Here is a 24,437-nt window from a genome sequence, read left to right as displayed (position 1 = left end):
CCGATCGCAACCCTTCATTAACCCCCGGCGAGATATGGTTAACGAAAGTTGACCGCTCCGGCCCGGGCTCCATGTTCCGCATCGATTTCAACAAGCTGCGTTTCCTCGTCTGCGACGACAATCCGCACATGCGCCGCATCCTGCGGACGCTGCTGCATTCGTTTGGCGCGCGTGAAGTCTACGAGGCCGAGGACGGCGCCACGGCGCTGGAAATGTACAGCCATTACGTGCCCGACATCGTCATCACCGACTGGGCGATGCCGATCTTCGACGGGCTCGAGCTGGCGCAGATGATCCGGCAGCCGGAATCCAAGGGCAATCCCTACGCGCCGATCATCATGCTGACCGGCCATTCCGAGAAGCGCCGCGTCACGGTGGCGCGCGATGCCGGCGTCACCGAATTCCTGGCCAAGCCGATCTCGGCCAAGGGGCTCTACCAGCGCATCCTCAACGTGGTCGCCAGTCCCCGCCCCTTCATCAAAACCAAGACCTATTTCGGCCCGGACCGGCGCCGCAACATCAACTCCGCCTATATGGGCCCCGAGCGCCGCGTCGGCGAAAAGCACGAGGTGCTGCAGCAGCCCTCGCTGCTCGACAAGGCCCGCTCCACCATCTAGCGCAACGTCTCTCACGATCGAGGCCGATATCATGGCGAAGAACAGCGCAAGAGACATCGAGATCAAGGCCTTCGCCACGCATCAAATCATCACGCAGCCCAACCCGCTGAGGTCGGTCCTGCGCCGCGTCGAAGACAAGGACATGGACGATCCGGTCGGCCGCGCCGAACAGGCGCTCGCGGGCCTTGCCGGCGAGTTCAAGGACTGGATGGCGACCGAGATCAACCGGCTGTCGGCGGCCTACGTCGCCATCCGGCACGACGGCTTCACCAAGGACAGGCGCGACGAGTTGTTTCGCGCCGCGCACGACATCAAGGGCGATGCCGCGACTTTCGGCTATCCGGCGGCGGCGGGCGTAGCCGAGAGCCTGTGCCGCGTCATCGAGCACGCGCCCGATCTCGAAAAGGTGCCGGCCGAGCTGTTCACGCACCACATCAACGCCATCCTCGCCATCGTGCACGAGAACACCAAGCTCGACAGCATCAGCGTCTCCGCCGAGCTCAGCCGGCGCCTGCGCAAGGTCGCCGACGATTATCTCGCCGACGCCAACCGCGATCGCCCCGAGCATCTCGAGGTGATCCTGGCGCCGAGCATCGCGCCGGCGGGGTAGCTTCGCCGTTCGCGAGGTGTGGTAGGGTGGGCAAAGCGAAGCGTGCCCACCAGTCGCCATGAATTGTGCGGAGAGACGGTGGGCACGGCGCAATGCGCCTTTGCCCACCCTACGTCGTCTCGTTACGCTGCAATCAGCTCGCCATACACCGGATCAACCATCTCCTCCGCGACCAGCTCGTCGCAGAACAGCCTTGCCTCTTCGCGTGCGGATTCGGTGGCGAAGCGGCGCAGCAGGACCATCAGCGGCTCGGTCGCGCCGCGGTCGGTCTCGCAATGGGTGAGCACGCGCTCGACCATGCGGCGGCGCAGCCTCGCCGCATTGTCATCGCTGTCGACGAAGCCCTGCTCGTGGCAGGCATCGAGCGCGACCTGGAAGGCCGCAAACGTCGCCTCGGGAAGCCCGGCGCGGCGGAGCAGCGCGTGCAGGCTATTGCCGCCGCGATCGTGCAGCAGCGCGGACACGCGCGCCAGCGGCAGCTCGGCGAGCTCAGCCAGCGCCGCATGGAAGAGATCCAGATTGCTCGACAGCAGCGCGCGCAGAATGAGACCCGCGGTGAGCTGGCCGGTGATGCGCAGGTGCCGAACAAGCCCTTCCATGTCTTCGCCGCGCGAGCGCGCCGCGATGTTCATGGTGGAGCGGTCGCGCGCCTCGGTCGCGATCCGCTCGGCGCGGTCGGCACTCAGCCAGTTCCGGGCCACGACGAATTGAGCCAGCGTCTCCGAGAGTTTTGCCACCAGCGCGGCGCGCGTTGCCGACGGCAGATCCTCCAGCACCAGCATCGCCTCGCGGATCGCGGCGAGATGGCCGTGACGCTCGACGATGCGATCCCAGGAGAACGGCGCAAGCTCGGCATGAGGATTTTCGATCAGCTCGAGCGCTGCCGCCGCGCAGCCGACTTCGGCAATGGCGGCGCAGACCGATACCGGCAGCGCGATGCGGCGCGCGACCGCGCACTGCACCTCGTCGTTGCCGGTCGCGACGATGTCGACGAGATCGGCGTCGATCAGCAGCGGAGAATGTTCGAGCACGGGCAACGCGACGGTCGGCTGGTCCCCCGACAGCGCCCGCACGATCGACGCGGGCGCCTCGGTACTGCGCGCAAACGCCTCGGCCATCGCCTGCCGCACCAGCGGCGAGGGATCGTCGAGCAGCATCAGAAGCGCGCCTTCAGCGGCAACACGGTCATCATGGGAAAGGTCTGAGATCAGCCAGGCCCGGGCCAGCGCCCGCGTTGCCTCGGCCCGCTCGCCAGCGGGCGCCGTCCTGATCCAATTGATGAACTGCCGAACAATCATGGTGCTTCCGGCTTACGCAACGAAGACGAAGCGGTGACGGCTTGTCACCTGCAACACAAAATAAACCACGACGCTTAACAAAGCGTTCACCATAACTGGCTGGTTTTATTGACGTTTTGTTAAGGGAACAAAGGCGGCCCGTTCACGCGCCGGGACCTGCGCGCAGCGTTCACGCTGCGACGTATCCGAGACACGGGCGCGCGAATTAGCTTGAGAACGTGCCGCTGCGATCGCTGAAGAGATCAAGAGGCTGCGGCGGCCGGACGTCGGGCGTTGCCGACGCGGCCGAGGTCGCGGGTGCGACCGAAGTGAGCGAGGCATTGTTGCCCCACAATTTCTGCACGGTCGTCGAGACCGGCTGGGTGGTGTCGCCGGGCTGATAGATCGAGCGAAACACCGGCGTGCTCGGTGCATTGTCCGCGACCGTCGTCGGCGCCGTCGCGCTGACCGGCGTCACCGCGCGTGTGTTCGGAAAGGACTGGAGATACGCGGCATTGTCGATCAGCGGCGCGGCAGGCTGTACGCCGTTGGCGCTCGCGACCTGCGTGGTCGACGGCGTGCCGCCATACATCGCCATCGCGCTGCGGGTGGTTTTCGAATTTGCCGCGCCGGCGTAGCGTGCATCCAGCACCGAATAGACCTCGGAAACGCTGCGCGCGCGGCCGTCCTTGGCGTAGAAGATCGAGCGATTGGCGGACGCCGCGTTGGGAAACAAACGCGCGCCGACCGCTTGCGGATTGTCCTCGGCATTGGCGATCAGTTTCGCGGCGCCGCCGACGCCCATGAAATGCGCCATGTAGAGTTCGCTGTCGGACGGCCTGCGGCCGAGCAGGCCGGTGAGCTTGAAGCTGTTCGACTGCGTCAGCGCGGCCGCCATGCTGGAGGCGGCCTCCGGATCGTCGCGCAGTTTCATAATCGACCGCTTCATCGCGGGATCATCGACGGTGTAGGTGCCCGACGACGTCCTGGTGATGGCGTCGGAATAATTGCCATAGCCGAGCTGGGTGCCGGCTTCCTTCACCGTGCCGAGCCAGGTCTGGTCGATGAACTGGTAGAGCCCGTGCGCGGATGACGTAGTCGCCCCCGCCGTGGGATCGAAATCCGATTCCATCTTGGCGGTGGTCAGCATGTACTGGAAGCTGACGCCGGTCCGGTTGGAGACCTGATTGATCGCACCGGCGACGCGTGCCCGCGACGAATCGAGAACCGCCGTCTGAGAGGCACTGGAGTTGTCGACCGACATAATGAAGTGCCCGCACCGCACGGCGTTGAGTGGCGCCGGCAATTCGGCGCCCTGTCGTCTCACCGTGGGACAGGTATGGTTAATGCGGGGTTAATTCGGCCGTCAGCCCTACCCTCAATGACGGCAGGACTACTTCTTGTACACCGCGTCCGGATCGAACAGCCTGTCCGCATCGACGAAGACGAGCCTGGCGCCGCCGTCTTCGGCCTCGACCTTGCGGTAGAAGCAGGACCGGCGGCCAGTGTGACACGCCGCGCCGATCTGCTCGACACGGAGCCAGACCGCATCCTGATCGCAATCGGTGCGGATCTCGACCACGCGCTGGGTCTGACCTGAGGTCTCACCTTTTCGCCACAAGGCATTGCGCGAGCGGCTGAAGTACCAGGCCTCGCCGGTCGCGATGGTCTTGCGCAGCGCCTCGTCATTCATGTGCGCGACCATCAGCACGTCGCCACTGGCAACATCGGTCGCGACGACCGTCACGAGCCCGGCCGCGTCGAATCTGGGAAGGAAGGCGAGACCTTCCTCGATTTCATGGGAGTGAGCAGACACAACGCCCTCGCCGGTCTATTCGCGAGGTCAGCGCTGCAGACCTCGCACCAGGGACAGAAAACGAGCCTGCTCCGCCGGATTGTCGCGGAACATGCCGGTGAAGCGGCTGGTGAAGGTGGAGGCGCCATGCTTGGCGACGCCGCGCACCGACATGCAGGTATGCTCGGCCTCGATCAGCACGGCGACGCCGCGCGGCTTGAGGATCTCGTCGATCGCCGCCGCGATCTGCGCGGTCATGTGCTCCTGGGTCTGGAGCCTGCGGGCGAAGATGTCGGTGAGGCGCGCAAGCTTCGACAGCCCGACCACGCGTTCCACCGGCGTGTAGGCGATGTGCGCCTTGCCGTAGAACGGCATCATGTGATGCTCGCATTGCGAGGTGAACTCGATGTCGCGCACAAGCACGAAATCATCATAGCCGGCGGTCTCGCCGAAGGTGCGATCGAGCACTTCGGCCGGGCACTGGTGATAGCCCTGATAGAGTTCGTCGAAAGCCTCGACCACGCGGCGCGGCGTGTCGAGCAGGCCCTCGCGGTTGGTGTTCTCGCCGATATAGGCGAGCAGCGTCTTCACTGCCTGCTCGGCCTCGGCGCGCGCGGGGCGCGGCTGGTCGGCCCGGACGGCGGCGGCGAGGAATTCGGAAGGATCAAGCTCCGCCGGACGGCTCTCGGGCTGCCGGTCGGAGGGCTTGTTGGGGCGGATGGATTTGATGGTAGCGTCCATGTCGACTCCGTTCGACGGCCTTGCGGCCGGAGTGTCACCGGCAGACGGGGCGGCGAACCGCCGGACGCCTGAGAGAACAGTTTCGGCGAAAAAATCTGCAAGCTGTAACGCCGGCAGCAGGGTTCTGCATCACACCACTGCTGCAGCGCTGGACTGTTTTTCCGCCAGTTCCGACCCTATATAAGGCCGTGGACGGCGCACGCCAAGGCCGATCCTGCTGGACTCCATCACATGCTGAACGACATTTATAACAAGCGGATCATCGAACTGGCCGGGAATATTCCGCGGCTCGGGCGGTTGCCGGATCCCGATGCCACCGCCACCGCCCATTCCAAGCTGTGCGGCTCGACCGTCAAGGTCGACCTCAAGATGGAGGGCGAGAAGGTCACTGACTTTGCCCACGACGTGAAGGCCTGCGCGCTGGGACAGGCTTCTTCATCCATCATGGCAAGTCAGATCGTCGGATCGACTGCGAGCGAACTCCGTGAGTTACGCGAAACTGTTCGCAAGATGCTGAAGGAGAACGGCGCGCCTCCTGAAGGCAAATGGGAAGAGATCAAGTTCCTCGAGCCGGTCCGCGACTACAAGGCGCGCCACGCCTCGACGCTCCTGACCTTCGATGCCGTGGTCGATGCCATCGGCCAGATCGAGGCGAAGGCGAAGCAGCCGGCTGCGGCGCAAGGCTGATTCCGGCGGAGGTTGATCCCGGGCTCGTCGCTGGGCCCGGATATAGATCAGAGATTCCGAGGCTACTTCTGCGATGCCGCGACCGGCGTGGCCACGCGGCCCGTCGGCACCAGGGCTTCCGCCGTCTTGGTCGACTTGGCAGGCTGCTCCGGTTCCGCACCGAACCTCGCCTGGGTCTTCGGTGCAAGCTCCGCCATTGCCGGCGCGGAGATATCGACATGCGGCAACACGTCGGCCACGAGATCCGTCGTCACGAGATTGGTAAGCTTGAGCTCGCCCGCATCGAGCTCGTGCAAATCTTCCCACGGCGGGACGCTGAGCGCGAGCGACAGCAGATCGCCGGCACCGCCCATGTCGAACGTGTATTTGGCGAGCCGGCCGATATCGCGCTCCACGATCATCAGGTCCTGCGCGCTGTAGCTCGCGGCCTTGGCATCGTCGGCGCGATCGCCCATCCAGATCTGGTGAACTCGGACATGGGCCGCTTCCGGCACGTAGCGCTTCTTGCCCGCCAGCAGCAGGAACACGCACATGGATTCGCAATAGGCCTCAGGAGCGACCGCCGGACGAACCGTCTGCCCGCCGCGGGTCTGAATGCTGATACCAACCGTGGTCAAAAGTCCGAGATTGCGAAAGCGCCGGCCGAGCGTGATCGCGTCGTTGACGGAACCGCCACTGGAATCGAGCACCACGGTGGCGCCGCCGAGCTGGCGTCCGCGGGAAAATTCTTCGAAGTCCCGGGGCGTATCGGCGGTGATGATGCCGACCGCACTGACCCACCCGCGGCAATTCGGTTCGCAGGCGACCCAATTGAACTTCATCGGCAGCTTGCGCTCTTCGAGGGCAGCACCGGCCCGGGCCGACGACCCGAGCGTCGCGACGGCGCCAGCCAGCACGACTCCACAAGCAGCGGTTCCTACCAGCAACCAGCCGCGAAGATTGAGCGCCTTCAGAAGTTTCAAACTGGTCCCTTCCCCAAGCCCAAAGCAATAAGCCAAAGCCGATTCAGGCAAGCCCCGTTCTGACGTTCCATGAGTCTCACATGGGCGTCACAAAAATGGTATCCGGGGGAATACAGATCGTCCATAGGTACTTGCTGCACTGCTCCCAAAAAGCACGCAAAATATGGCGTGCAAACAACAGCTTACAGTTCCCTGCATCGGAACCACGCAAAACCTCGCCCACGATCTCAGCAAAGCGCCCATGAAGCAATCAGCCTGCGAGCACTGTTCCAATTCCGTCGCGGGCGCGCTCCGGCTTCCGCGCAGATTCGGCCGCGCGCTGATCTGGATCTACCGCCACACGCTCTCGCCCTTGGTTGGCTACAATTGCCGGCACCTGCCGACCTGCTCCGCCTATGGCGACGAGGCGATCGAAAGGTTCGGGCTGTGGGCCGGCGGCTGGATAACCCTGGCGCGCCTGCTCCGTTGCAACCCCTTCGGCACCTCGGGCATCGACAACGTGCCCCTCACCGCGCCACAGGGCGCGCGCTGGTACTCGCCCTGGCGCTACGGCCGCTGGCGCGGTGTCAATGCATCCTAAGCACGGCGCGGCGCCTCACGCGTCGCTACCTTGAGTGGAACCGAAATTCTCCCCTCGCGTTGATGTGATGCTCCCGCGGGAGGAAAAACAATGCGCTGGAAAATCAGCCCTCATTTTCACGTCAGGTCTGGACCGGATTCGCGGATTGGTTCGCGAGGCCACGATCCCAGAACCCACGATCCCAGAACCCTCGACATGCTCGCCATCATCGTCCTCTTGACCCTCGCGGCCGGCTCCGGCTGGTATCTGGCGACGAGCACTGCCACGCCGCCCAGTACGACGGCGTTCATCGTGCCGAGCCAGAGCGTGCACTGGTAGAGCTAGACTTTAGAGGTCCAGCACCAGCCGGTCGGCATCCGATCCGGCGACGCAGATCATGAGAAAGCGTTCGCGCTCATACGGCGACAGGACGCGATCGCGGTGCACGGGCTTGCCCTCGATCCAGCCGACCTTGCAGGCGCCGCAAATGCCGCCGCAGCAGGACGTCGATATATCGATGCCTGCTTCCTGCAAGGCGGCCAGCATGGTCTGGCCGGCGCGAACCGGGATTTCGGTCCCCGTACGCGCCAGCGACAGCGTGAAGGGCTTTGCGTCAGGGTCGATCACCGGTGGCGGCGCGACGAAACGCTCGATGTGAACATTGGCTGCGGGCCAGGCTGCGGTCAGGCGCTCGAACTCGTCGGTCATGCCTTCCGGCCCGCAGCAGGCGACCATCGTCTGGACCCCAACCTTTCCGACCAGCGACGCCAGATCCGGACGCCCGGCCCAGGACGTGCGGTGCACGACGACACGCCCCGCATCGATCAGCGGCGCGAGATGTGCGGCAAGCGGCACCTCCTCGCGCACGATGAGGTGCAGCACCAAATCTGCATTGCCAATCTGCAGGAGGTGACGGGCCATCGACAAGAACGGCGTTACACCGATGCCACCGGCGACGAACACATGATGCGCAATGTCCGCACCCGGCTCCAGCCCGCCGCGCGGCAGTGACACGCCGATGACGTCGCCTATGCCAACCTCGTCGTGAAGCGCGCGCGAACCGCCGCGCCCATCCGCCTCGCGTTTGACCGCGATGACGTAACGCGAGTTGTCGGCGGGCTCGTTGCACAGCGAATAGGTCCGCACGAGACCGTTCGGCAGATGCAGGTCGATGTGGGCGCCGGGCTTGAACGGCGGCAGGTCCCAACTGTCGGGATCGGCCAGGGTGAACACCTTGATCCCCGCACCGGCCCCCTCGATGCCGGCGACAACCGTCTTGATCGTCGTTATGGGCCGTGCGCTCATGCAATGTTCCGCACGGTGTCGCCGACCCTGACGATGCCGCCTTGCAATATCCTGCAGTTGAGGCCCGAGCGGTTGATGAGCGGATCGAAGATCGCCTTGCCGGTGATCTCCTCGATATGCCGGCATGGAATCGATAATCGGGTCGCTTCCAGCAAGGTCTCACCTAACCAGAAGCGGCGGCCGACCAGATGATTCAACGGCACGCCCTCGACCGTCACGTTGCGGCGATGCTCCTCGGGACCGAGTTCGATTCCCGCGTCGCGCTTGAGCGCGATCAAGGTTTCGAGCTCGAACAAGGTGACCTGCCGGCCCTCTTCGGGCTTGTGCGAATAAAATCCTTCCTCGCGCCCGATCATGTAGCGGTCACCTTCTATCCCTTGGTCGGCGACGAGAACGAGCTGCTCCATCGCGCGCATTGGCAGGAACGCGCGTGGAGCGAGATGGAGGAAGCGGACCAAGCCAGTCCAGCCGAGGCGTGCTGTGCTATCGGCCGAGCCGGCGCCTATCTCATCGAGCATGACAAAATCCTTGTGAGAAGCGATGGCGCGCCGCCGGCAGCGGCGCGCCGCGGGATCAGGTCAGTTCCTTGTTCGCCATTTCCGGCGCGAACGTGGTCGCGGTCGCCGTGATGGCGGCGCAGCCAATCAGCAGCAGCGAAACCGGCCAGGTGGCGCCGCCACTCCAGCCCATCAGAGCCGCCGCAATCAGCGGCGTCAATCCGCCACTGATGGCGGCCCCGACCTGGAACCCGAGCGAGGCGCCGCTATAGCGCAGCCGCGCGGAAAACAGCTCGGAGTACCAGGGCGCGCCGATGCCGAACATCACCATCTGCCCGAAAGTAATCGCCACCACGATGGTCCAGATGACGATGGTGGGATCGCGGGTGTTGAGCAGCCAGAACAGCGGAAAAGCAAACAGCGCCGAAAACAGACAGCTTGCATAGAACATCTTTTTGCGCCCGACGATGTCGGACAGCCAACCGAACAGCGGAATGGCGAGCAGCGCGACCAGCGATGCCGCGAAGGCGCCGTTCAACACCACCGTACGCGATAAGCCAAGATTCGCGGTGGCGTAGGACATCACGAACACGCCGCCGATGCTGGCATAGGCGATCTCCGAGATCTTCAGTCCGACCGCGGTAAAGAAAGGACGGCGGTGATGCCTGAAGATCTCGACCAGCGGCAGACTTGCGACCTCCTTTTTGGCCTGGACCTGGCGGAAGGCCACGGTCTCTTCCATGTTGAGGCGGATGTAGAGACCGACGCCGACCAGCAAGATCGAGATCAGGAACGGAATGCGCCAGCCATAGGACATGAACTCACTTTCCGGCAGGCTCGCCACCAGCGCAAACATGCCGATCGCGGCGAGATTGCCGATGGGATTGCCGACCTGCACCATGCTGCCGAGCAGGCCGCGGCGGTGCGTCGGACAATTCTCCACCACCATCAGCACCGCACCACCCCATTCGCCGCCGAGGCCAATGCCCTGGAGGAATCGCAGGCCGATCAAGAGCAGCGGCGCGGCGATCCCGATCTGCTGATAGGTCGGAAGCAAGCCGATCAGAAAGGTGCCGATGCCCATCACCATGATCGTGATCGCGAGCATCGCCTTGCGGCCCACCCTGTCGCCGTAGTGACCGAAGATCGCGGCGCCAAGCGGTCGCGCCAGAAAGCCGACCGCATAAGTGCCGAAGGCCGCGATCGTGGCGAGCGCGGGGTTGCCGGCAGCGAAGAAGACCTTGTTGAAGACCAGCGCGGTCGCCGTGCCGTAGATGAGGAAGTCGTACCATTCGACCGCGGTGCCGATCACGCTCGACCACACGATCCGCCGCAAGCTCGCCGCCTCGTCCGGGGCTACGTTCAGGGTTACGTCGTCTGCTACGGTCATCGATGTCTCCAAAAAGTACCGGCGCCAGGGAAAGCAGTTGGTTCTGTCCGCGGAGCCCATCGGCAGCCCGGACGGTAAAAATCGATCATGTTTACTGTTGGAAATCAACGGCGCGGAACGCGGCAAATGCCGTCCGGAGCGGCAAAGCACGCTTATTGCCCTTTAATTGAGCTGATTTAGGCGATAAACCAGAGTCTTTGCTTACAATACCTGCGACCTTGCTCTAAATTTCTGCGCATATGTTTTCCTTTGGAATACAGCCGGCGCGTACACGGAAGGGACAGCGCGCACCCGCCGGACTGGCAGTCGAGCGGCATCTGTTGCAAAAGAGACGTCAGCAATTCGGGAGACTCATGCGTGCTTGACGTCAGCAAAGCGGCAGCCGTCGGGGCCAACATTCGCCAGGCGCGGATCGCCAAGGGCCTGACACTGGACCAGCTTGCCAAACAGAGTGATCTCACGCGCGGCTATATCTCCCTGGTCGAGCGCAACCTGAAGATCCCTTCGCTCGCCGCCCTGCTACGGATGGCAGCCGCGCTCGAGGTCAATGTCGCGAATTTCTTCGACCCGAACGCCGAGCCCGCGCCGCGCTACACGCTGTTCCGCCGTGAAGGCGGCAGCGTGCCGCTGTTTCAGGACACCTTTGGCGTGGTGCCACTGGCAACCGGCCGCACCCGCAAGATGATGGAGCCGTTCCTCCTGAGCCCGCCGCACAAATCGGCGACGCGCGCCTCGCATGCGGGCGAGGAGTTGCTGTTTGTCATCAACGGCAAGATCGCGATCAAGCTCGACGGCGAAGAACTCGTCCTCGGCAAGGGCGATTGCCTATATTTTTCAGGCGAGACACCGCACGAGGTCAGGAGCCTCGGCCGGCAGAAGGCGGAGGTCCTGGTCGTCGTCGCCCAGAGCCCGGCGGCATAACGCCGGGCCTGGCACCAGGCCTAGCGGGACCAGAAAAAGCGCCCGGGTGGCGGCGGGACCGGCTCGGGCGGACGTGGCCGCTTCGGACGCGGTGGTTTCGGCGAGGGCTCGGCGGACGAGGTGGTCTCCGCGCCGGGCGCCGTCTCGCTTCCCGGCACCTTCACCGCCAGCAGCAAGTTCGATTCGTGCATCCGCCAGCGGTAGCCGACGCCGAAATCGATCGGCTGGGCGCGCGTGAACAGCGCGGCGTAGCGTTCCTGGTAGCGGCCGGGAAATTCGCTGATGGGTCCGAGATAGCGGCCGAACGGGAAGAAGCGCCATTGCCGCGAATTGTAGCTCGAAAGCGGAATGCCGGAATCGTCCTGGACGATGGTCGCGCTGTTGGCGAGCAACCAGTCGCGCGCGACGGTGAAATTGCCGGAGTGCAGCAGATAAGACGCGCTCTTGATCAGGCTGTTGCCGGGGCCGAGCGTCTCGCAGAACTTCAGGAAGCCGGCTGCGCGTGCACCTGAATTGGAGAGATCGGTCGAGAAATAATACAGCGTGCGCGCCTCGCCGTCGGGGCCTGCAAAGGTGATGCGGGCGCCGCGCGTCGCGTTCGGTCCGGGGTTGTCGTTGCCGACATGCATCCCGCCCTTGTCGTCGAGTGCAACCATTTCGACATTGCGGATGGTCTTGCCGGAGCGGACGAGGAAGACGTAGAGGATCGGCAAGGTGCCGTTGACCTGGTTGGTGTGCAGGTCGACCTTCATTTGCTTGGTGATGAAGAAGGAAAAACTCAGGATCGAGCCGAGCGAGCGCTCGACATTGTAGAGCGCGGCGCCGACCGAACCGCGTGGCAATCGCGTCAGGTCAGCCACCGCACCGACCGGCTCCAGCGCGCCGAGCACGTAAGTGCTGGCCTTCGAATAGAAGGCGTTGGCGTAGAGGAAGTCGGGGCCGCTGAACAAATAAAACATGGTCGGTCTGGGCGCCGCCAGATTGACGTCGGCCCAGTTCCGGATCTTCGAGAGCTGGCGCTCCTCAAGCTGGGCGAAGGCGCCGTCGAAGAATCTCGCGTGGCGCTGCCAGCCCGGGTCCTTTGTGAGCGGCACCAGCGGCGAATCCGCCGAAGGCTGCATGCCCGCGAGGAAGCGCGCGGTGTCGTCGAAGGTTGCCTCGGCAGCACGTGCGGACGGGACGGCCGCAGCCAGCAAGGCGAGAGCCACGGCCGCAATTCTCATGGGTCGAAACATGTCTATTCGCGATTGTGTGACGTGCCAGCGGCGACCGGCCGCCTGCGGAAAACAGCATAAATCAACAGGCCCGAGAGCATGACGAGCATCCCCGACAGCGATTGCACGAGCCGCTCGGTCAACAAATAGTACATCATGAACCCGGTCACGAGCAGGAAAACGAGCGGCGTGAACGGGTATCCCCAGGCACGATAGGGCCGCGGCAAATCGGGATCCGTGATGCGCAGCTTGATGACGCCGGCGACCGTGAAAAACGAGCAGAACAGCAGCGCGAACTGGATGAAGTCGAGCACGGCCTCGAAGCTGCGCGTGAACAGCAGCAGATTGGCGACGGCGAGCTGAAACAGGATCGCATAGGCCGGCGCGCCGCGCACCGATCTCTGCGAGAACACGCGCAGCGCCGGAATGTCCTCCCCCATCGTCATCATCACGCGCGGGCCGATCCACATCATCGCGCTGATCGAGGAGATCAGGCCGAAACAGATCATCGCGCCGACGATCCGGCCGCCGAGATTGCCGAAGATCGCGCTGCCGGCGATGCTGGCGACGTCGAGCTGACCCGCGAGTGCGCCGACCGGCGTCGAATGGAGAAACACCGCATTCAGCGCGACGTACAGCACGAGCACGATCAGCGTGCCCGCGAGCAGCGCACGTGGCAGGTCCCGCTGCGGCATGTTCATCTCGCCGATGATGTAGGTTGCGGCATTCCAGCCCGAGAACGAATACATCACGAATACGAGCCCGATCGCGAAAGGCGCGCTGACGATATGCGCGAGATCGCCCGCCTGCGGCGTGAAGGCGATCGGCTGCGGCACGCCGACAATGAATCCTGCAACCAGGAAGGCAACGATCAGCACGACCTTCAGGATGGTCGAGATCAACTGGAAGGTCGAGGAGTGCCTGACCCCGGTCAGTTGCACGAGCGAGACCAGCCACACCACGGCGATGGCAAGCGGGATCGGCGGCACACCGGGCACGACCGATTTGGCGTATTCGCCGAAGGCCATCGCGGCGAGCGCGACGGGTGCTGCAAAGCCAACGGTCGCCGACACCCAGCCGGCGAGAAAGCCGAAGGCAGGATGATAGGCACGGCCGAGGAAATTGTATTCGCCGCTCGAGCGCGGAAACATCGCGCCGAGCTCGCTGTAGGAGAATACCCCGCATAGCGCGACGATGCCGCCGACGGTCCACAGCAAGAGGATCGAGAAGCCTGAGGGGATGTCCTTGACCTGGAAGCCGAGGCTGGTGAAGACGCCGACCCCGATCATGTCGGCCACGACGATGGCGGTTGCGACCAGAACGGAGACCCCCGACCCGCGTCCGGTCAGCCGGCCGGTCCAGGGTGCAGTACCCGCATCTGATGCCGTCATCGCCGTCCTCAACCTCAGGCGTCACGCCTCGTGGGAAGCATCGTGCAGCTCGGTCCAGTCAATTCAAGCAGGGTTAACAAGGGTTAAATGAGGCGGGGCCAAATCGGTACTGCAGCACCATTAATGCACCATCCGGGCAATAAAGCTTCGTAAACACCGGGACATCCCGCCTCCGTCCCCCACAATCACGACACGATTGCGTGGTCCCTTCCAGCGTTCCGGATGTGGGGAAGTTTCTCCGGACACTTAACGTCGCCTAAACGCCCGTCGGCTCAATTGCCTTAATGATTGCCGATGGACTTGTGGTCATGACTTGGGGTCATGGGTGAATGGTCGGGGCCGTTCCGAAACCGAGAGCTGACATCCGCGCCGACCGGACCACGTCCGGCGCACGCGGTCGTGCGCTTCGGACCGCTCTGATCTCAGCCTTGGTGCCGTTGTCGCTGACGCTGGTTCAATGCGGCAAGGCGCCCAATCCGGCAGCGCTCGCGGCGAACTCGCAGGCCAATGTCCAAGGCAACGTCCCAGCCAACGTCCAGGTCGTCGCGAAGACAAGCCAGCAAGTCGCAAGCGGCGACACGTTCGAGGATCGCTTCCCGGCCCCCCAGTTCAAGGAGCGCTTCCCATCCGCGAGCGAGGGTTTTCTGCAACGGCAGATGTCCGACTTCTCACCCAAGCGCGCCGTGCAGCAGCAGCCGGAGCAGGCGCCCTACAAGGTCGCTTCGCTCGCGCCGCAGGCCCCCTACCAGCGTCCGCCACGCGAGGACCTGACGACGCTCGTCAGCATGAAATCGTCAGCTTTCCCCTATTTCGGCAACAACCCTGCCTCCGACGCGCCGTTCCTCAACATCTCCAAGGGCGACCGCCGCGGCCACCGCAGCTATTCCGGGCGCGTGTTCTGGCAGGACGAGACTTACAACGACAACCGCGTCCTGATGCACGTGCCCGAACATTTCGACGTGCGGAAGCCAGGCGTGATCGTGGTGTTCTTCCACGGCAATGGCGCGACGCTGGAGCGCGACGTGCGCGACCGCCAGCTGGTGCCGCAACAGATCACCGATTCCGGCGCCAATGCCATCCTGCTCGCACCGCAGATGGCGGTCGATGCCGCCGATTCCAGCGCAGGAAAATTCTGGCAGGCCGGCGGCCTCAAGCGCTTCATCGACGAGTCGGCAAACCATCTCGCCCGCCTCACCGGCGATCCCAACAGCGCCCGCGCCTTCGCCAACATGCCGATCGTGATCGTCGGCTACAGCGGCGGCTTCCTGCCGACGGCCTGGAGTCTCGAGGTTGGTGGCATCAGCGACCGCGTCCGCGGCGTCGTGTTGCTCGACGCCGTCTATGGCGAGATGGACAAGTTCGCCTCATGGATCGAGAGCCACCGCTCCGGCTTCTTCGTCAGCTCCTACACCCGCTACACCGCGCGGCGCGACCGCGAACTGATGAGCACGCTGCGGCAGAAGGGCATCACCGTCTCCGAAGACATGGACGGCCCCTTGCGTCCGGGCAGCGTGGTGTTCGTCGAAACCGGGGACGGCATCACCCATCGTGACTATGTCAATCGCGCCTGGACGCAATATCCGCTCAAGGACGTGCTGCTGAAGATGTCAGCGACGCCGGCACTGGCGCTGACGCGCGTCGCAGCTACGGCGTCATCCGCATCGAGTCGCTGATTGGACGTGACTCGCTAAGCCTACGTCTGTCGCTCAGCTCTTTGGCAGCTTCGGAATGCTCTCGGCAAACCCATTGAAGCAGGCCAGCCGCTCGTCCTCTTCCTTGAAGAAACGGCAATCGGCGTAGCCCTTGGCCTTCGCCGGCTTCGGCTTTGGCGCCGGGGGGATCACGGCGTCGTAGCAATTGAGCCGGTCCTTGGTGCCGTCATCGAGGTCGAGGCAAGCCTGGAGCCGCGCCGCGATCGATTGTGGCTTGCCCTTCGGCGCGGCGGCCGGCTTGGCCGCCGCCTCCTTGGTCCCCGCCTTGGTGCCCTTGGGCTTGACTTGCACCAACGGCTTGTCCCCGACCATCGGCGGTGGCTTGTCGGCTTGCGCGAAAGCGGAGGCTGAATAGAGCACCGCGACAACCGCCAGAATCATCCTCATTTCAGTCAACCCTCTTTGGTCCCCATGCCTCGCCTTCTAGCGCTCCCGCGCGCGGTTTGCCAAGCACCTTGCGCACACGGACACGCTTCCGTTCAGGCCGGGGCGGCAGTTGCCGGCCGGGGCCGGGTCAGGACCACCAGGATCAGCGCGACCACGACGAAACCGACCGCGACGAAGCCGAGCGTATGCAGGAGCTCGCGAGCGAACAACAGTCCGCCGACGGCAGAGCCGACCGCCTGGCCGATATAGAGGACGGAGGTGTTGAGTGCGACGGTCGCGGATGCCAGCGGCGGTGCGGCCGAGACCAGCCGCACCTGCTGCATCGAATTGGTCGAGGCAAAGCCGAGGCCCCAGATCGCGACCGCACCCGCCATCAACGCGAGCGTGCCGGCGCCGAGCGCCCAGCCCGTGATCCCCGCAAGCAGCAGGCAGGTGAACAACAGCGAGGTGCGATAGGGCCCTGATGTGTCGACGATGCGGGTCGCGATGACAACGCCGAGGAAGCCACAGACGCCATAGAGAGCGAACACCAGGCCAATCGCATCGGGCCCTGCGCCGGTCAGCTTGTTGAGCAGCGGCCCCATGAAGGTGAACACCACGAACTGCCCGGACATCTGCAACATCGTGATTGCAAGCAGAAGCAGGATCGTCCTGTTGCGACCGACCGCGCTCCAGGTCTTCAGATCCACCGGCGTCCCCTTCAAGCCCGCCGGCAGCCGTATCAGCAACAGCAGCAGGCTGACGCAGCCGAGGGCGCCGATCCCGCCATAGGCCGCGCGCCAGCCATAGCGGCTGGCGATGAAGGTGATCAGCGGCAGGCCGACGGCGGCAGCGAGCGACCAGCCGAGAAAGATATAGGCAATCGTGCTGCCGCGACGCTCGACCGGCACGATCAACGCCGCCGTGCCGGCGGCCTGCGGCGTGTAAAGCGCGCCGACCGCGAGCAGCACCAGGCGGATGACGAGGAGGCTTGCATAGTCGGGCGCAAAGGCCGAAGCGAGGTTGCCAAAGGCGAGCACCGCCAGCGTCGTGGTGAGCAGCGCCCGGCGCTCGATGCGGCTGGTGAGCCAGGCCGTCAGCGGCGAGCCGATGCACAGGATGACAGCCCCGAAGGTGATCAGGAGCGCGGCCGCATGGATGCTGACGTCGAGCCCCGTCGCCAATTCCGGCAGCATGCCGGCCGGTGCCAAGACCGAGCAGCCGGTGACGAGATTGCCGAGCATCAGGGCGGTTGGCGCGAAACGGCCGGCGCGTGCATTTTCCATGCAAACGCATGTAGAACCGCCTTGCGACCAGTTAAAGGGCATTGCCCGGAATAGTTCGTGCAGCGCCCCCGCTTTTGCGCGCCGTTTTCTTGGAAATGCCGGATTGCCCAGGCCGAATCGCCTGATATATCGCTCGTTCCCGCTTACCTGCGCTCGTTCGCAGGAGTGAGCCTCAGGAGACATGCCATGACCGACCAGCCCACGGACCAATCCAAGGACCAATCCAAGTCCGAGCAGCCCAAATCCGAATCCGGCTTTCAGTACAGCCTCAGCAATTTGAGACCCGTGACCCCGCCGGAAAAAATCACCCTCACCTTCCCCGACGGCGCCCGGCGCGAATACGCCAAGAGCATCACCGGTCTCGAACTCGCCAAGGGTATTTCGCCGTCGCTGGCCAAGCGCACGGTCGCGATGGCGCTCGACGGCGTGATCTCCGACCTCGACGATCCCATCGAAGCCGATGCCAGGATCGAGCTGATCAACCGCGACGATCCGCGCGCGCTCGAGCTGATCCGCCATGACTGCGCCCACGTGCTTGCCGAAGCCGTGCAGACGCTGTGGCCGGGCACGCAGGTCACCATCGGCCCCGTGATCGAGAACGGCTTTTATTACGATTTCTTCCGCAACGAGCCGTTCACGCCGGAAGACTTTGCCGCGATCGAGAAAAAGATGCGCGAGCTCATCGCGCGCGACAAGCCTTTTACGAAGGAGGTTTGGGATCGCGAAAAGACCAAACGGGTGTTCCGCGACAAGGGCGAGGCGTTCAAGGTCGAGCTGGTCGACGCCATTCCCGGCAACGAGCCGATCAAAATCTATTACCAGGGCGACTGGTTCGATCTCTGCCGCGGCCCGCACATGACCTCGACCGGCAAGGTCGGCAACGCCTTCAAGCTGATGAAGGTGGCCGGCGCCTATTGGCGCGGCGACAGCAACAACCCGATGCTGACTCGCATCTACGGCACGGCATTCGCCAAGCAGGAGGACCTCGACGCTTATCTGAAGCAGATCGAGGAAGCGGAGAAGCGCGACCATCGTAAGCTCGGACGCGAGCTCGACCTCTTCCACTTCCAGGAGGAAGGCCCGGGCGTCGTGTTCTGGCACGCCAAGGGCTGGACCATCTTCCAGCAGCTGATCGCCTATATGCGGCGACGCCTCGCCGGCGACTACAGCGAGGTCAACGCCCCGCAGATCCTCGACAAGTCGTTGTGGGAGACCTCCGGCCATTGGGGCTGGTACCGCGAAAACATGTTCGCGGCGCAGTCGGCCGGCGAGGAGGCCGAGGACAAGCGCTGGTTCGCGCTGAAGCCGATGAACTGCCCCGGCCACGTGCAGATCTTCAAGCATGGCCTGAAGAGCTACCGCGACCTGCCGCTGCGGCTCGCCGAGTTCGGCGTGGTGCACCGCTACGAACCGTCCGGCGCGATGCACGGATTGATGCGCGTGCGCGGTTTCACCCAGGACGACGCGCACATCTTCTGCATGGAGGATCAGCTCGCCGACGAGTGCCTGAAGATCAACGAGCTGATCCTGTCGACCTACGCCGATTTCGGCTTCACCGGCGATCTCACGGTGAAGCTGTCGACCCGGCCGGAGAAACGCGTCGGCACCGACGCGATGTGGGATCACGCCGAGCGCGTGATGGCGACGGTGCTGCGCGAGATCCAGTCGCAGAACAATCACATCAAGACCGAGATCAATCCGGGCGAAGGCGCCTTCTATGGGCCGAAGTTCGAATATGTGCTGCGCGACGCCATCGGCCGCGACTGGCAGTGCGGCACCACGCAGGTCGACTTCAACCTGCCGGAACGGTTCGGTGCGTTCTACATCGACCACGACAGCGGCAAGAAGCCGCCGGTCATGGTGCACCGCGCGATCTGCGGTTCGATGGAGCGCTTCATCGGCATCCTGATCGAGCACTATGCCGGCAACTTCCCGCTCTGGCTGTCGCCGGTGCAGGTGGTGGTCACCACCATCACGTCGGAAGCCGACGAGTACGCCAAGCAGGTGTTGGAGCAAGTCCGGCGTGCGGGACTTCGGGCCGAGATCGACCTGCGCAACGAAAAGATCAACTACAAGGTCCGCGAGCATTCGCTGGCCAAGATTCCGGCACTGCTCGTGGTCGGCAAGAAAGAGGCCGAGACGCAGTCGGTCTCGATCCGCCGCCTCGGCAGCGACGGTCAGCAAGTGACGACGACGGCGGAGGCCATCGCCGCCCTCGTCGACGAGGCGACCCCGCCGGATGTGAAGCGGAGCCGTGGCGCGGCCTGACATCTGAAATCGGTCTAAACTCGCTTTCGGTTGCGGGCGTGCATGCTTATCTGGGCATGGCACGCCCGACGACCAGCCGAAGAGGATATCGCAGTGCCCGACGCCATCGAACTCCTGAAGACCCGCCGCTCGGTCAAGCCGCGCGAGATGTCCGGACCCGGCCCCTCCCCGGCCGAGCTCGAGACCATCCTCACCATCGGCGCGCGCGTGCCTGACCATGGCAAGCTCGCGCCCTGGCGCTTCATCATCTTCGAGGGCGATGCGCGCCAGCGCGCCGGCGAGGTGATCGCGAAGGTGTTTGCCCGGAAGAATCCCGGCGCGGCGGCGGCCGATGTCGAGACCGAGCGCAAGCGCCTCATGGATGCGCCGCTGGTGATCGGCATCGTCAGCTTCACCAAGCCGCATCCGAAGGTGCCGGCCTTCGAGCAGGAATTGTCGGCCGGCGCCAGCGTCATGAACATCGTCACGGCCGCGACCGCGCTCGGCTACGGCGCCTGCTGGCTGACCGGCTGGTTCGCGTTCGATCGCGACGTGCTGGATGGCCTCGGCCTCAAACCGGACGAGAAACTCGCCGGCTTCGTCCATATCGGCAAGCCGACCAGGCCGAGCGAGGACCGTCCGCGACCGGTCCTTTCCGAAATCGTGACGCGATTTTAATCGAAGGCGTGTTGACGCCTTCGATGTCTTGCGGCTTTGATCCCGGCAAGGGAGGAAGCCCGGATGAAGCGTCGTGAATTTCTGGTCGGAGCCGCGCTGCTGGCCGGCACGATGGCGCGGGCCCGCGCCGCCGACATCCCCGCTCCGTCGTCCGAGGGGCTCGACCGCATCACCGCGTACTTTGACAACGAGGTGACGAGCGGCCGGCTGCCGGGCGCCGTGGTCCTGGTCCAGCAGCACGGCAAGCCGGTCTATCTGAAGACTTTCGGCGTGCGCGACACCAGGACGGGCCTCGCGATGACGCCCGATACGATCTTCGCCATCCACTCGATGACCAAGCCGGTCACGTGCCTTGGCGCGATGATGCTGATCGACGAGGGTAAGCTCGCGCTCACCGACCCGGTGTCGAAATACGTTCCCCTCTTTGCCGATACCAAGGTGGGACTTGAGGTCACCAATCCCGACGGCACGTTGCATCTGGATCTCGTGGCGCCGATCCGTCCCGTCAACATCGAGGATCTGCTGCGGCACACCTCCGGCATCAGCTACGACTATATCGGGGGCAAATGGGTCGAGCAGGCCTACAAGGCCGCCAATATCTTCGAAGGTCAATTCGACAACAGGGAATTCGCCCAACGCATCGCGAAGCTGCCGCTGGCGCGGCAGCCGGGGACCCTGTGGCGCTACGGTCATTCCACCGACGTGCTCGGCAGCGTCATCGAGATCATCTCGGGCCAGACGCTGTACGCATTCCTCAAGCAGCGCATCTTCGATCCGCTCGGCATGAGCAGCACCAAGTTCGCGCTGGCGACCGAGGACGAGCTCGCGCGGATGGCGCGGCCGCTGCCGAACGACAACATCCTGCTCGCCGCCGAGCGCGAGCGCCTCGACCATCCCGAATGGCAGTCCGGCGGCGGCGGGCTGCTCTCGACCATCACCGACTATCAGCGCTTCGCGCAGATGCTGCTCAATGGCGGCGAGTTCGACGGCAAACGCTATCTGAGCCCCGCCGCGTTCAAGGCCATGACGACCGATCACGTCGGGCCGGGCTCGGGCGTCGGACGCGATTACTTCTATTTTCCGGGCGACGGCTTCGGCTATGGCTATGGCCTCGCGGTGCGGACCGATCCCGGCAACGCCAGACCGCCGCCGCCGGGCTCGCTCGGCGAGTTGAAATGGGACAGTGGCAGCGGCACCTATTTCGGCGTCGATCCCAAGCTCGACATGGTCTACCTGCTGATGCAGCAGACCCAGAACGAACGCAGCCGCATCACGCCCGCCTTCAAAGCGCTGGTCTATGATTGTTATCCGTCCGAGTTACGCCGCCCGTGAAGCACGCTGGCCGAAATCGGCGAGCAGCTTTGCGATCTCGGCCGCGGGCCGCGCAGCGCTGAACAAGAAGCCCTGCACTTCGTTGCAGCCTTCGGCGCGCAACCACGCGAGCTGATCCTCGGTCTCGACGCCTTCCGCGGTCGTGGTGATGTTGAGGCTGCGGCCAAGCCCCGAGATCGCGCGAACGATCGCGACGCAATCGGGCCGCCCTGCCAGATCCTTGACGAAGGAGCGGTCGATCTTGATCTTGTCGAAGGGGAAGCTGCGGAGATAGCTGAGGCTGGAATAGCCGGTGCCGAAATCATCCATGGAGATGCTGACGCCGAGCTCGCGCAACTGATGCAGGATGGCGAGATTGGCGTCGGTCTCGGCCAGGAAGATCGACTCAGTGATCTCCAGCTCGAGCCGCTTCGGCGACAGGCCGGACTGCGCCAGTGCCGAGATCACGACCTGAACCAGATTGCGGCTTCGGAACTGCGCCGGCGACAGATTGACCGCGACCTTGACGTCGACGGGCCATTTCACCGCCTCGGAGCAAGCTACGCGCAGCACCCACTCACCAAGCTGGGTGATCAGGCCGATGTCCTCGGCGACCGGAATGAACTCCGCCGGCGAGATCATGCCCTTGTCGGGGTGATGCCAGCGCAGCAGCGACTCGAAGCCGGAGATGCGGTCGGAGGCGATCGAGACCAGCGGCTGGTAGTGCAGCTCGAACTCGCCATTGGCAAACGCGCGGCGCAGATCGAGCTCCATGTCACGGCGCTTCTGCGCCTGCAGATCCATCTCGCGCTCGAAGAAATGATGCACGCCGCCGCCGTCGGATTTCGCCCGGTACAGCGCCATATCGGCGTTGCGCATCAACTCTTCCGACGTCGTACCGTCGCCCGGCGATAGCGCGATGCCGATGCTGGCGCCGATCACCATCTCCTGACCGTCGATCTCGTAGGGCGCCTTCAGCAGGTCGATCAGCAAGCCCGCGCAGGCGCTGGCCTCGTTGGGCGTGACGTCGGCCGCCAGGATCACCGCGAACTCGTCACCGCCGAGCCGGGCCGCGAGATTGGCGCCGCGGACCGCGGTGCTCAGACGGGTGGCAACCTCCTTCAACAGGCGGTCGCCCACCGGATGGCCGAAGGAATCGTTGACGTTCTTGAACAGGTCGAGGTCGAGGTAGAGCACGCCGACCCGCTTTCCGCTGGCCTGGTCGAGCGCCTGCTTCAAGCGCTCCTGGAAATATTCGCGGTTCGGCAGATCGGTGAGCCCGTCATGGTGCGCCATGTGGGCGATCCGCGCCTCGGCCTTGCGCCTTTCGGTGATGTCGACCACCGCGACCAGATATCCGTCGCGATCGTCGAAGGCGACGCGGCGGCCGAAGGTCAGCACCTCGATCTCGCTGCCGTCGGCGCGCAGATGCCGCCAGTTGCGCGAGGAGTGATAGGCGTCGCCGACGCGTTCGAGCGCCTCGGCATGGCTGTCCCACTCGTCTTGCGGCCAGATCTCGTGCAGTTTCATGCGCAGGAAGGTGGCGCGGCTGTAGCCGTAATGCTGGACCGCGGCGTCGTTGACGCTGAGAAACTGCTTGCTCGCGGCGTCGAACACCCACATCGGCATCGGGTTGTTGTCGAACAGCAGGCGGAAAGAGGCGTCGCGCCGCTTCAACACAGTGACATCCGAGATCGTCAGCGAGACCACGTCGGCAAACGCGGTGGCGCTCAGCCGGAGATGGCGTCCGTCGCTCTCGATCTCGAGCTGCTCGCCGCGACCGCCGGAGACGGCTTTGAGCAAGAATTCCATGACTTCAACCGAGGCCAGCAGCGTGTCCCCCTCGCCGATGCGGCGCCACAGCAGGCTCGCCCCTTCGGCCTTCAGCAGCAGCGCCGCACTCTTGTTGTGGTGCACGACCTGGAGATCGAACGGCTTGCCATCCGCGTCGCGCAGCGTCGCCAGCGAGACCACCGCGTCGTCGGTCGAAGCGAAGATCGCGTCCAGGAGATTGTATTGCGCGCCGCGTTCGTTGATGTAGGCGCCGACCAGCGTCGCGCCCCAGCGCGATGCGGTCGGAAGCGCCAGCACATCAAACGTCCTGACCATGCCGTCGCGCACGCAATGGGCGCTGGCCAGGTGTGGCCGCCCGTTGGCGAGCGCGCTCGCCGCGGCTTCCAACAGCGCGGTAGCGCAATCGGGCGAGAGCGCGGCAACCGGGATGTCCCAGCGCTCTTCGCCGAGCCATTTCTGCACGTAGCGTCCGCTGCGCGACAGTTCGAGCGCGCCGTCGCCCTTGAGCAGCGCGATGTGGTCGGCGAGCCGTCCCAGGCTGCCGAGCATCACGTCCTCGTAGCGCGGCAGCCGTTCGCCCGGCTTCAACGCGGCACGCCATTTGCGCTGAAGCACCGGGATGTCGTCGAACATTTCGGCGGCCGGTTTTCCCGACACTTTCTTCACGGCACTCATGGCAGTCCCCAACGCACTTTCCGCTGCATCCAATGCAGCCGCGCTTAACGGCGTGTAAAGAGCGCACGAGCGCGGGTTCCGTTCGGCGATTATGACAGTTTAAAGTCGGGCGTTGGTTAGTGGGCGTTAGAGACTGTGACGGTTTTGCGAAGGCGTTGCGTAGGAGGCGCGTGAGACCGAAGCTTTGGCGCACCGCTGCATCAGCATCGTCATTGCGAGCGCAGCGACGCAATCCAGAATCTCTCCGCGGCGGCAGACTGGATTGCTTCGCTGCGCTCGCAATGACGGAGTCTCTGGGCGGCAGCGTCACGCTTCCATTCACATTTTCGATCGCAGACGCACCTTCGCATCCTCGCGGCGCATTCGCCCGAGCTTTGCTTCGATGCCTCACCCTCAAATGAA

General features: G+C 64.4%; 23 protein-coding genes. 10 read left to right on the top strand and 13 right to left on the bottom strand.

Annotation, left to right across the window (positions count from 1 at the left end):
* The first annotated feature begins 71 nt into the window (after positions 1-71).
* Both ABIB80_RS26895 and ABIB80_RS26890 read left to right on the top strand, forming a co-directional pair.
* A complete protein-coding gene (locus ABIB80_RS26895; RefSeq protein WP_007602647.1) occupies positions 72-617 on the top strand; it encodes a response regulator in 546 nt (181 codons plus the stop codon).
* A gap of 31 nt (positions 618-648) precedes the next feature.
* Positions 649-1,227, top strand: a complete 579-nt coding sequence (locus ABIB80_RS26890) for an Hpt domain-containing protein (protein WP_219683812.1) — start codon at positions 649-651, stop codon at positions 1,225-1,227.
* A gap of 122 nt (positions 1,228-1,349) precedes the next feature.
* On the opposite strand, the gene ABIB80_RS26885 is transcribed toward ABIB80_RS26890, so the two are convergent.
* The 4 genes from ABIB80_RS26885 to folE all read right to left on the bottom strand — a co-directional run bounded on the left by ABIB80_RS26885 (position 1,350) and on the right by folE (position 5,040).
* Entirely contained in the window at positions 1,350-2,525 is a 1,176-nt protein-coding gene (locus ABIB80_RS26885; RefSeq protein WP_354128753.1) for a DUF2336 domain-containing protein, read from the bottom strand.
* A 205-nt stretch (positions 2,526-2,730) separates the two neighbouring features.
* Positions 2,731-3,810, bottom strand: a complete 1,080-nt coding sequence (locus ABIB80_RS26880) for a lytic transglycosylase domain-containing protein (protein WP_354128752.1) — start codon at positions 3,808-3,810, stop codon at positions 2,731-2,733.
* 87 nt (positions 3,811-3,897) lie between these two features.
* The gene (gene hisI, locus ABIB80_RS26875; RefSeq protein ID WP_354128751.1) at positions 3,898-4,320 is read right to left on the bottom strand and encodes a phosphoribosyl-AMP cyclohydrolase; all 423 of its coding nucleotides are present in this window, start codon (positions 4,318-4,320) and stop codon (positions 3,898-3,900) included.
* Positions 4,321-4,347: 27 nt separating this feature from the next.
* A complete protein-coding gene (gene folE / locus ABIB80_RS26870; RefSeq protein WP_007602630.1) occupies positions 4,348-5,040 on the bottom strand; it encodes a GTP cyclohydrolase I FolE in 693 nt (230 codons plus the stop codon).
* A gap of 231 nt (positions 5,041-5,271) precedes the next feature.
* Between folE and ABIB80_RS26865 the strand changes: the two genes are divergently transcribed.
* A complete protein-coding gene (locus ABIB80_RS26865; protein WP_007602629.1) occupies positions 5,272-5,727 on the top strand; it encodes an iron-sulfur cluster assembly scaffold protein in 456 nt (151 codons plus the stop codon).
* Positions 5,728-5,789: 62 nt separating this feature from the next.
* On the opposite strand, the gene ABIB80_RS26860 is transcribed toward ABIB80_RS26865, so the two are convergent.
* Entirely contained in the window at positions 5,790-6,689 is a 900-nt protein-coding gene (locus tag ABIB80_RS26860; protein WP_354128750.1) for a COG3904 family protein, read from the bottom strand.
* A gap of 241 nt (positions 6,690-6,930) precedes the next feature.
* On the opposite strand from ABIB80_RS26860, the gene yidD reads away from it, so the two are divergent.
* Positions 6,931-7,269, top strand: a complete 339-nt coding sequence (yidD, locus tag ABIB80_RS26855) for a membrane protein insertion efficiency factor YidD (protein ID WP_354128749.1) — start codon at positions 6,931-6,933, stop codon at positions 7,267-7,269.
* A gap of 90 nt (positions 7,270-7,359) precedes the next feature.
* Positions 7,360-7,587, top strand: coding sequence for a hypothetical protein (locus ABIB80_RS39450; RefSeq protein ID WP_502918754.1), 228 nt, complete (start codon positions 7,360-7,362; stop codon positions 7,585-7,587).
* A 9-nt stretch (positions 7,588-7,596) separates the two neighbouring features.
* Here ABIB80_RS39450 and ABIB80_RS26845 read toward each other — a convergent pair whose 3' ends face one another.
* From ABIB80_RS26845 to ABIB80_RS26835, 3 genes are read right to left on the bottom strand one after another with little or no spacing between them, the layout of a single operon-like run.
* Positions 7,597-8,553, bottom strand: a complete 957-nt coding sequence (locus ABIB80_RS26845) for a PDR/VanB family oxidoreductase (RefSeq protein ID WP_354128747.1) — start codon at positions 8,551-8,553, stop codon at positions 7,597-7,599.
* Positions 8,550-9,071, bottom strand: coding sequence for an MOSC domain-containing protein (locus ABIB80_RS26840; RefSeq protein ID WP_354128746.1), 522 nt, complete (start codon positions 9,069-9,071; stop codon positions 8,550-8,552). The genes ABIB80_RS26845 and ABIB80_RS26840 overlap by 4 nt, the downstream gene beginning before the upstream one ends.
* Positions 9,072-9,126: 55 nt before the next feature.
* A complete protein-coding gene (locus ABIB80_RS26835) occupies positions 9,127-10,440 on the bottom strand; it encodes an MFS transporter (RefSeq protein WP_219683823.1) in 1,314 nt (437 codons plus the stop codon).
* 357 nt (positions 10,441-10,797) lie between these two features.
* Between ABIB80_RS26835 and ABIB80_RS26830 the strand changes: the two genes are divergently transcribed.
* Positions 10,798-11,361, top strand: a complete 564-nt coding sequence (locus ABIB80_RS26830; RefSeq protein ID WP_354128745.1) for a helix-turn-helix domain-containing protein — start codon at positions 10,798-10,800, stop codon at positions 11,359-11,361.
* A gap of 20 nt (positions 11,362-11,381) precedes the next feature.
* On the opposite strand, the gene ABIB80_RS26825 is transcribed toward ABIB80_RS26830, so the two are convergent.
* Positions 11,382-12,596 carry a hypothetical protein gene (locus ABIB80_RS26825; protein ID WP_354128744.1) on the bottom strand — a complete coding sequence of 405 codons (1,215 nt, stop codon included), beginning with the start codon at positions 12,594-12,596 and terminating at the stop codon, positions 11,382-11,384.
* A gap of 2 nt (positions 12,597-12,598) precedes the next feature.
* Positions 12,599-13,966, bottom strand: coding sequence for an APC family permease (locus tag ABIB80_RS26820; protein WP_354128743.1), 1,368 nt, complete (start codon positions 13,964-13,966; stop codon positions 12,599-12,601).
* Positions 13,967-14,295: 329 nt separating this feature from the next.
* Between ABIB80_RS26820 and ABIB80_RS26815 the strand changes: the two genes are divergently transcribed.
* Entirely contained in the window at positions 14,296-15,639 is a 1,344-nt protein-coding gene (locus ABIB80_RS26815; protein ID WP_354128742.1) for an alpha/beta hydrolase, read from the top strand.
* Positions 15,640-15,672: 33 nt separating this feature from the next.
* Here ABIB80_RS26815 and ABIB80_RS26810 read toward each other — a convergent pair whose 3' ends face one another.
* Both ABIB80_RS26810 and ABIB80_RS26805 read right to left on the bottom strand, forming a co-directional pair.
* Positions 15,673-16,065: a hypothetical protein gene (locus ABIB80_RS26810; RefSeq protein ID WP_219683825.1), complete on the bottom strand. Its 393-nt coding sequence runs from the start codon at positions 16,063-16,065 to the stop codon at positions 15,673-15,675.
* 92 nt (positions 16,066-16,157) lie between these two features.
* Positions 16,158-17,330, bottom strand: coding sequence for an MFS transporter (locus ABIB80_RS26805; RefSeq protein ID WP_354128741.1), 1,173 nt, complete (start codon positions 17,328-17,330; stop codon positions 16,158-16,160).
* A 186-nt stretch (positions 17,331-17,516) separates the two neighbouring features.
* On the opposite strand from ABIB80_RS26805, the gene thrS reads away from it, so the two are divergent.
* The 3 genes from thrS to ABIB80_RS26790 all read left to right on the top strand — a co-directional run bounded on the left by thrS (position 17,517) and on the right by ABIB80_RS26790 (position 21,587).
* Positions 17,517-19,598: a threonine--tRNA ligase gene (thrS, locus tag ABIB80_RS26800; RefSeq protein WP_219683827.1), complete on the top strand. Its 2,082-nt coding sequence runs from the start codon at positions 17,517-17,519 to the stop codon at positions 19,596-19,598.
* A gap of 93 nt (positions 19,599-19,691) precedes the next feature.
* On the top strand, positions 19,692-20,255 hold the full coding sequence (locus tag ABIB80_RS26795) for a nitroreductase family protein (protein ID WP_354128740.1): 564 nt from the start codon (positions 19,692-19,694) through the stop codon (positions 20,253-20,255).
* Positions 20,256-20,318: 63 nt separating this feature from the next.
* Entirely contained in the window at positions 20,319-21,587 is a 1,269-nt protein-coding gene (locus tag ABIB80_RS26790) for a serine hydrolase domain-containing protein (protein WP_007602606.1), read from the top strand.
* Here the strand turns inward: ABIB80_RS26790 and ABIB80_RS26785 are convergent.
* Positions 21,573-24,035: a putative bifunctional diguanylate cyclase/phosphodiesterase gene (locus tag ABIB80_RS26785; protein WP_354128739.1), complete on the bottom strand. Its 2,463-nt coding sequence runs from the start codon at positions 24,033-24,035 to the stop codon at positions 21,573-21,575. The genes ABIB80_RS26790 and ABIB80_RS26785 overlap by 15 nt on opposite strands.
* Positions 24,036-24,437: the final 402 nt, after the last annotated feature.

The organism is Bradyrhizobium sp. i1.15.2, from assembly GCF_040548425.1.
GTDB lineage: Bacteria > Pseudomonadota > Alphaproteobacteria > Rhizobiales > Xanthobacteraceae > Bradyrhizobium > Bradyrhizobium canariense.
The sequence above is the reverse complement of the archived record's forward strand: the minus strand, read 5'-3'. Positions and strand labels throughout refer to the sequence as shown.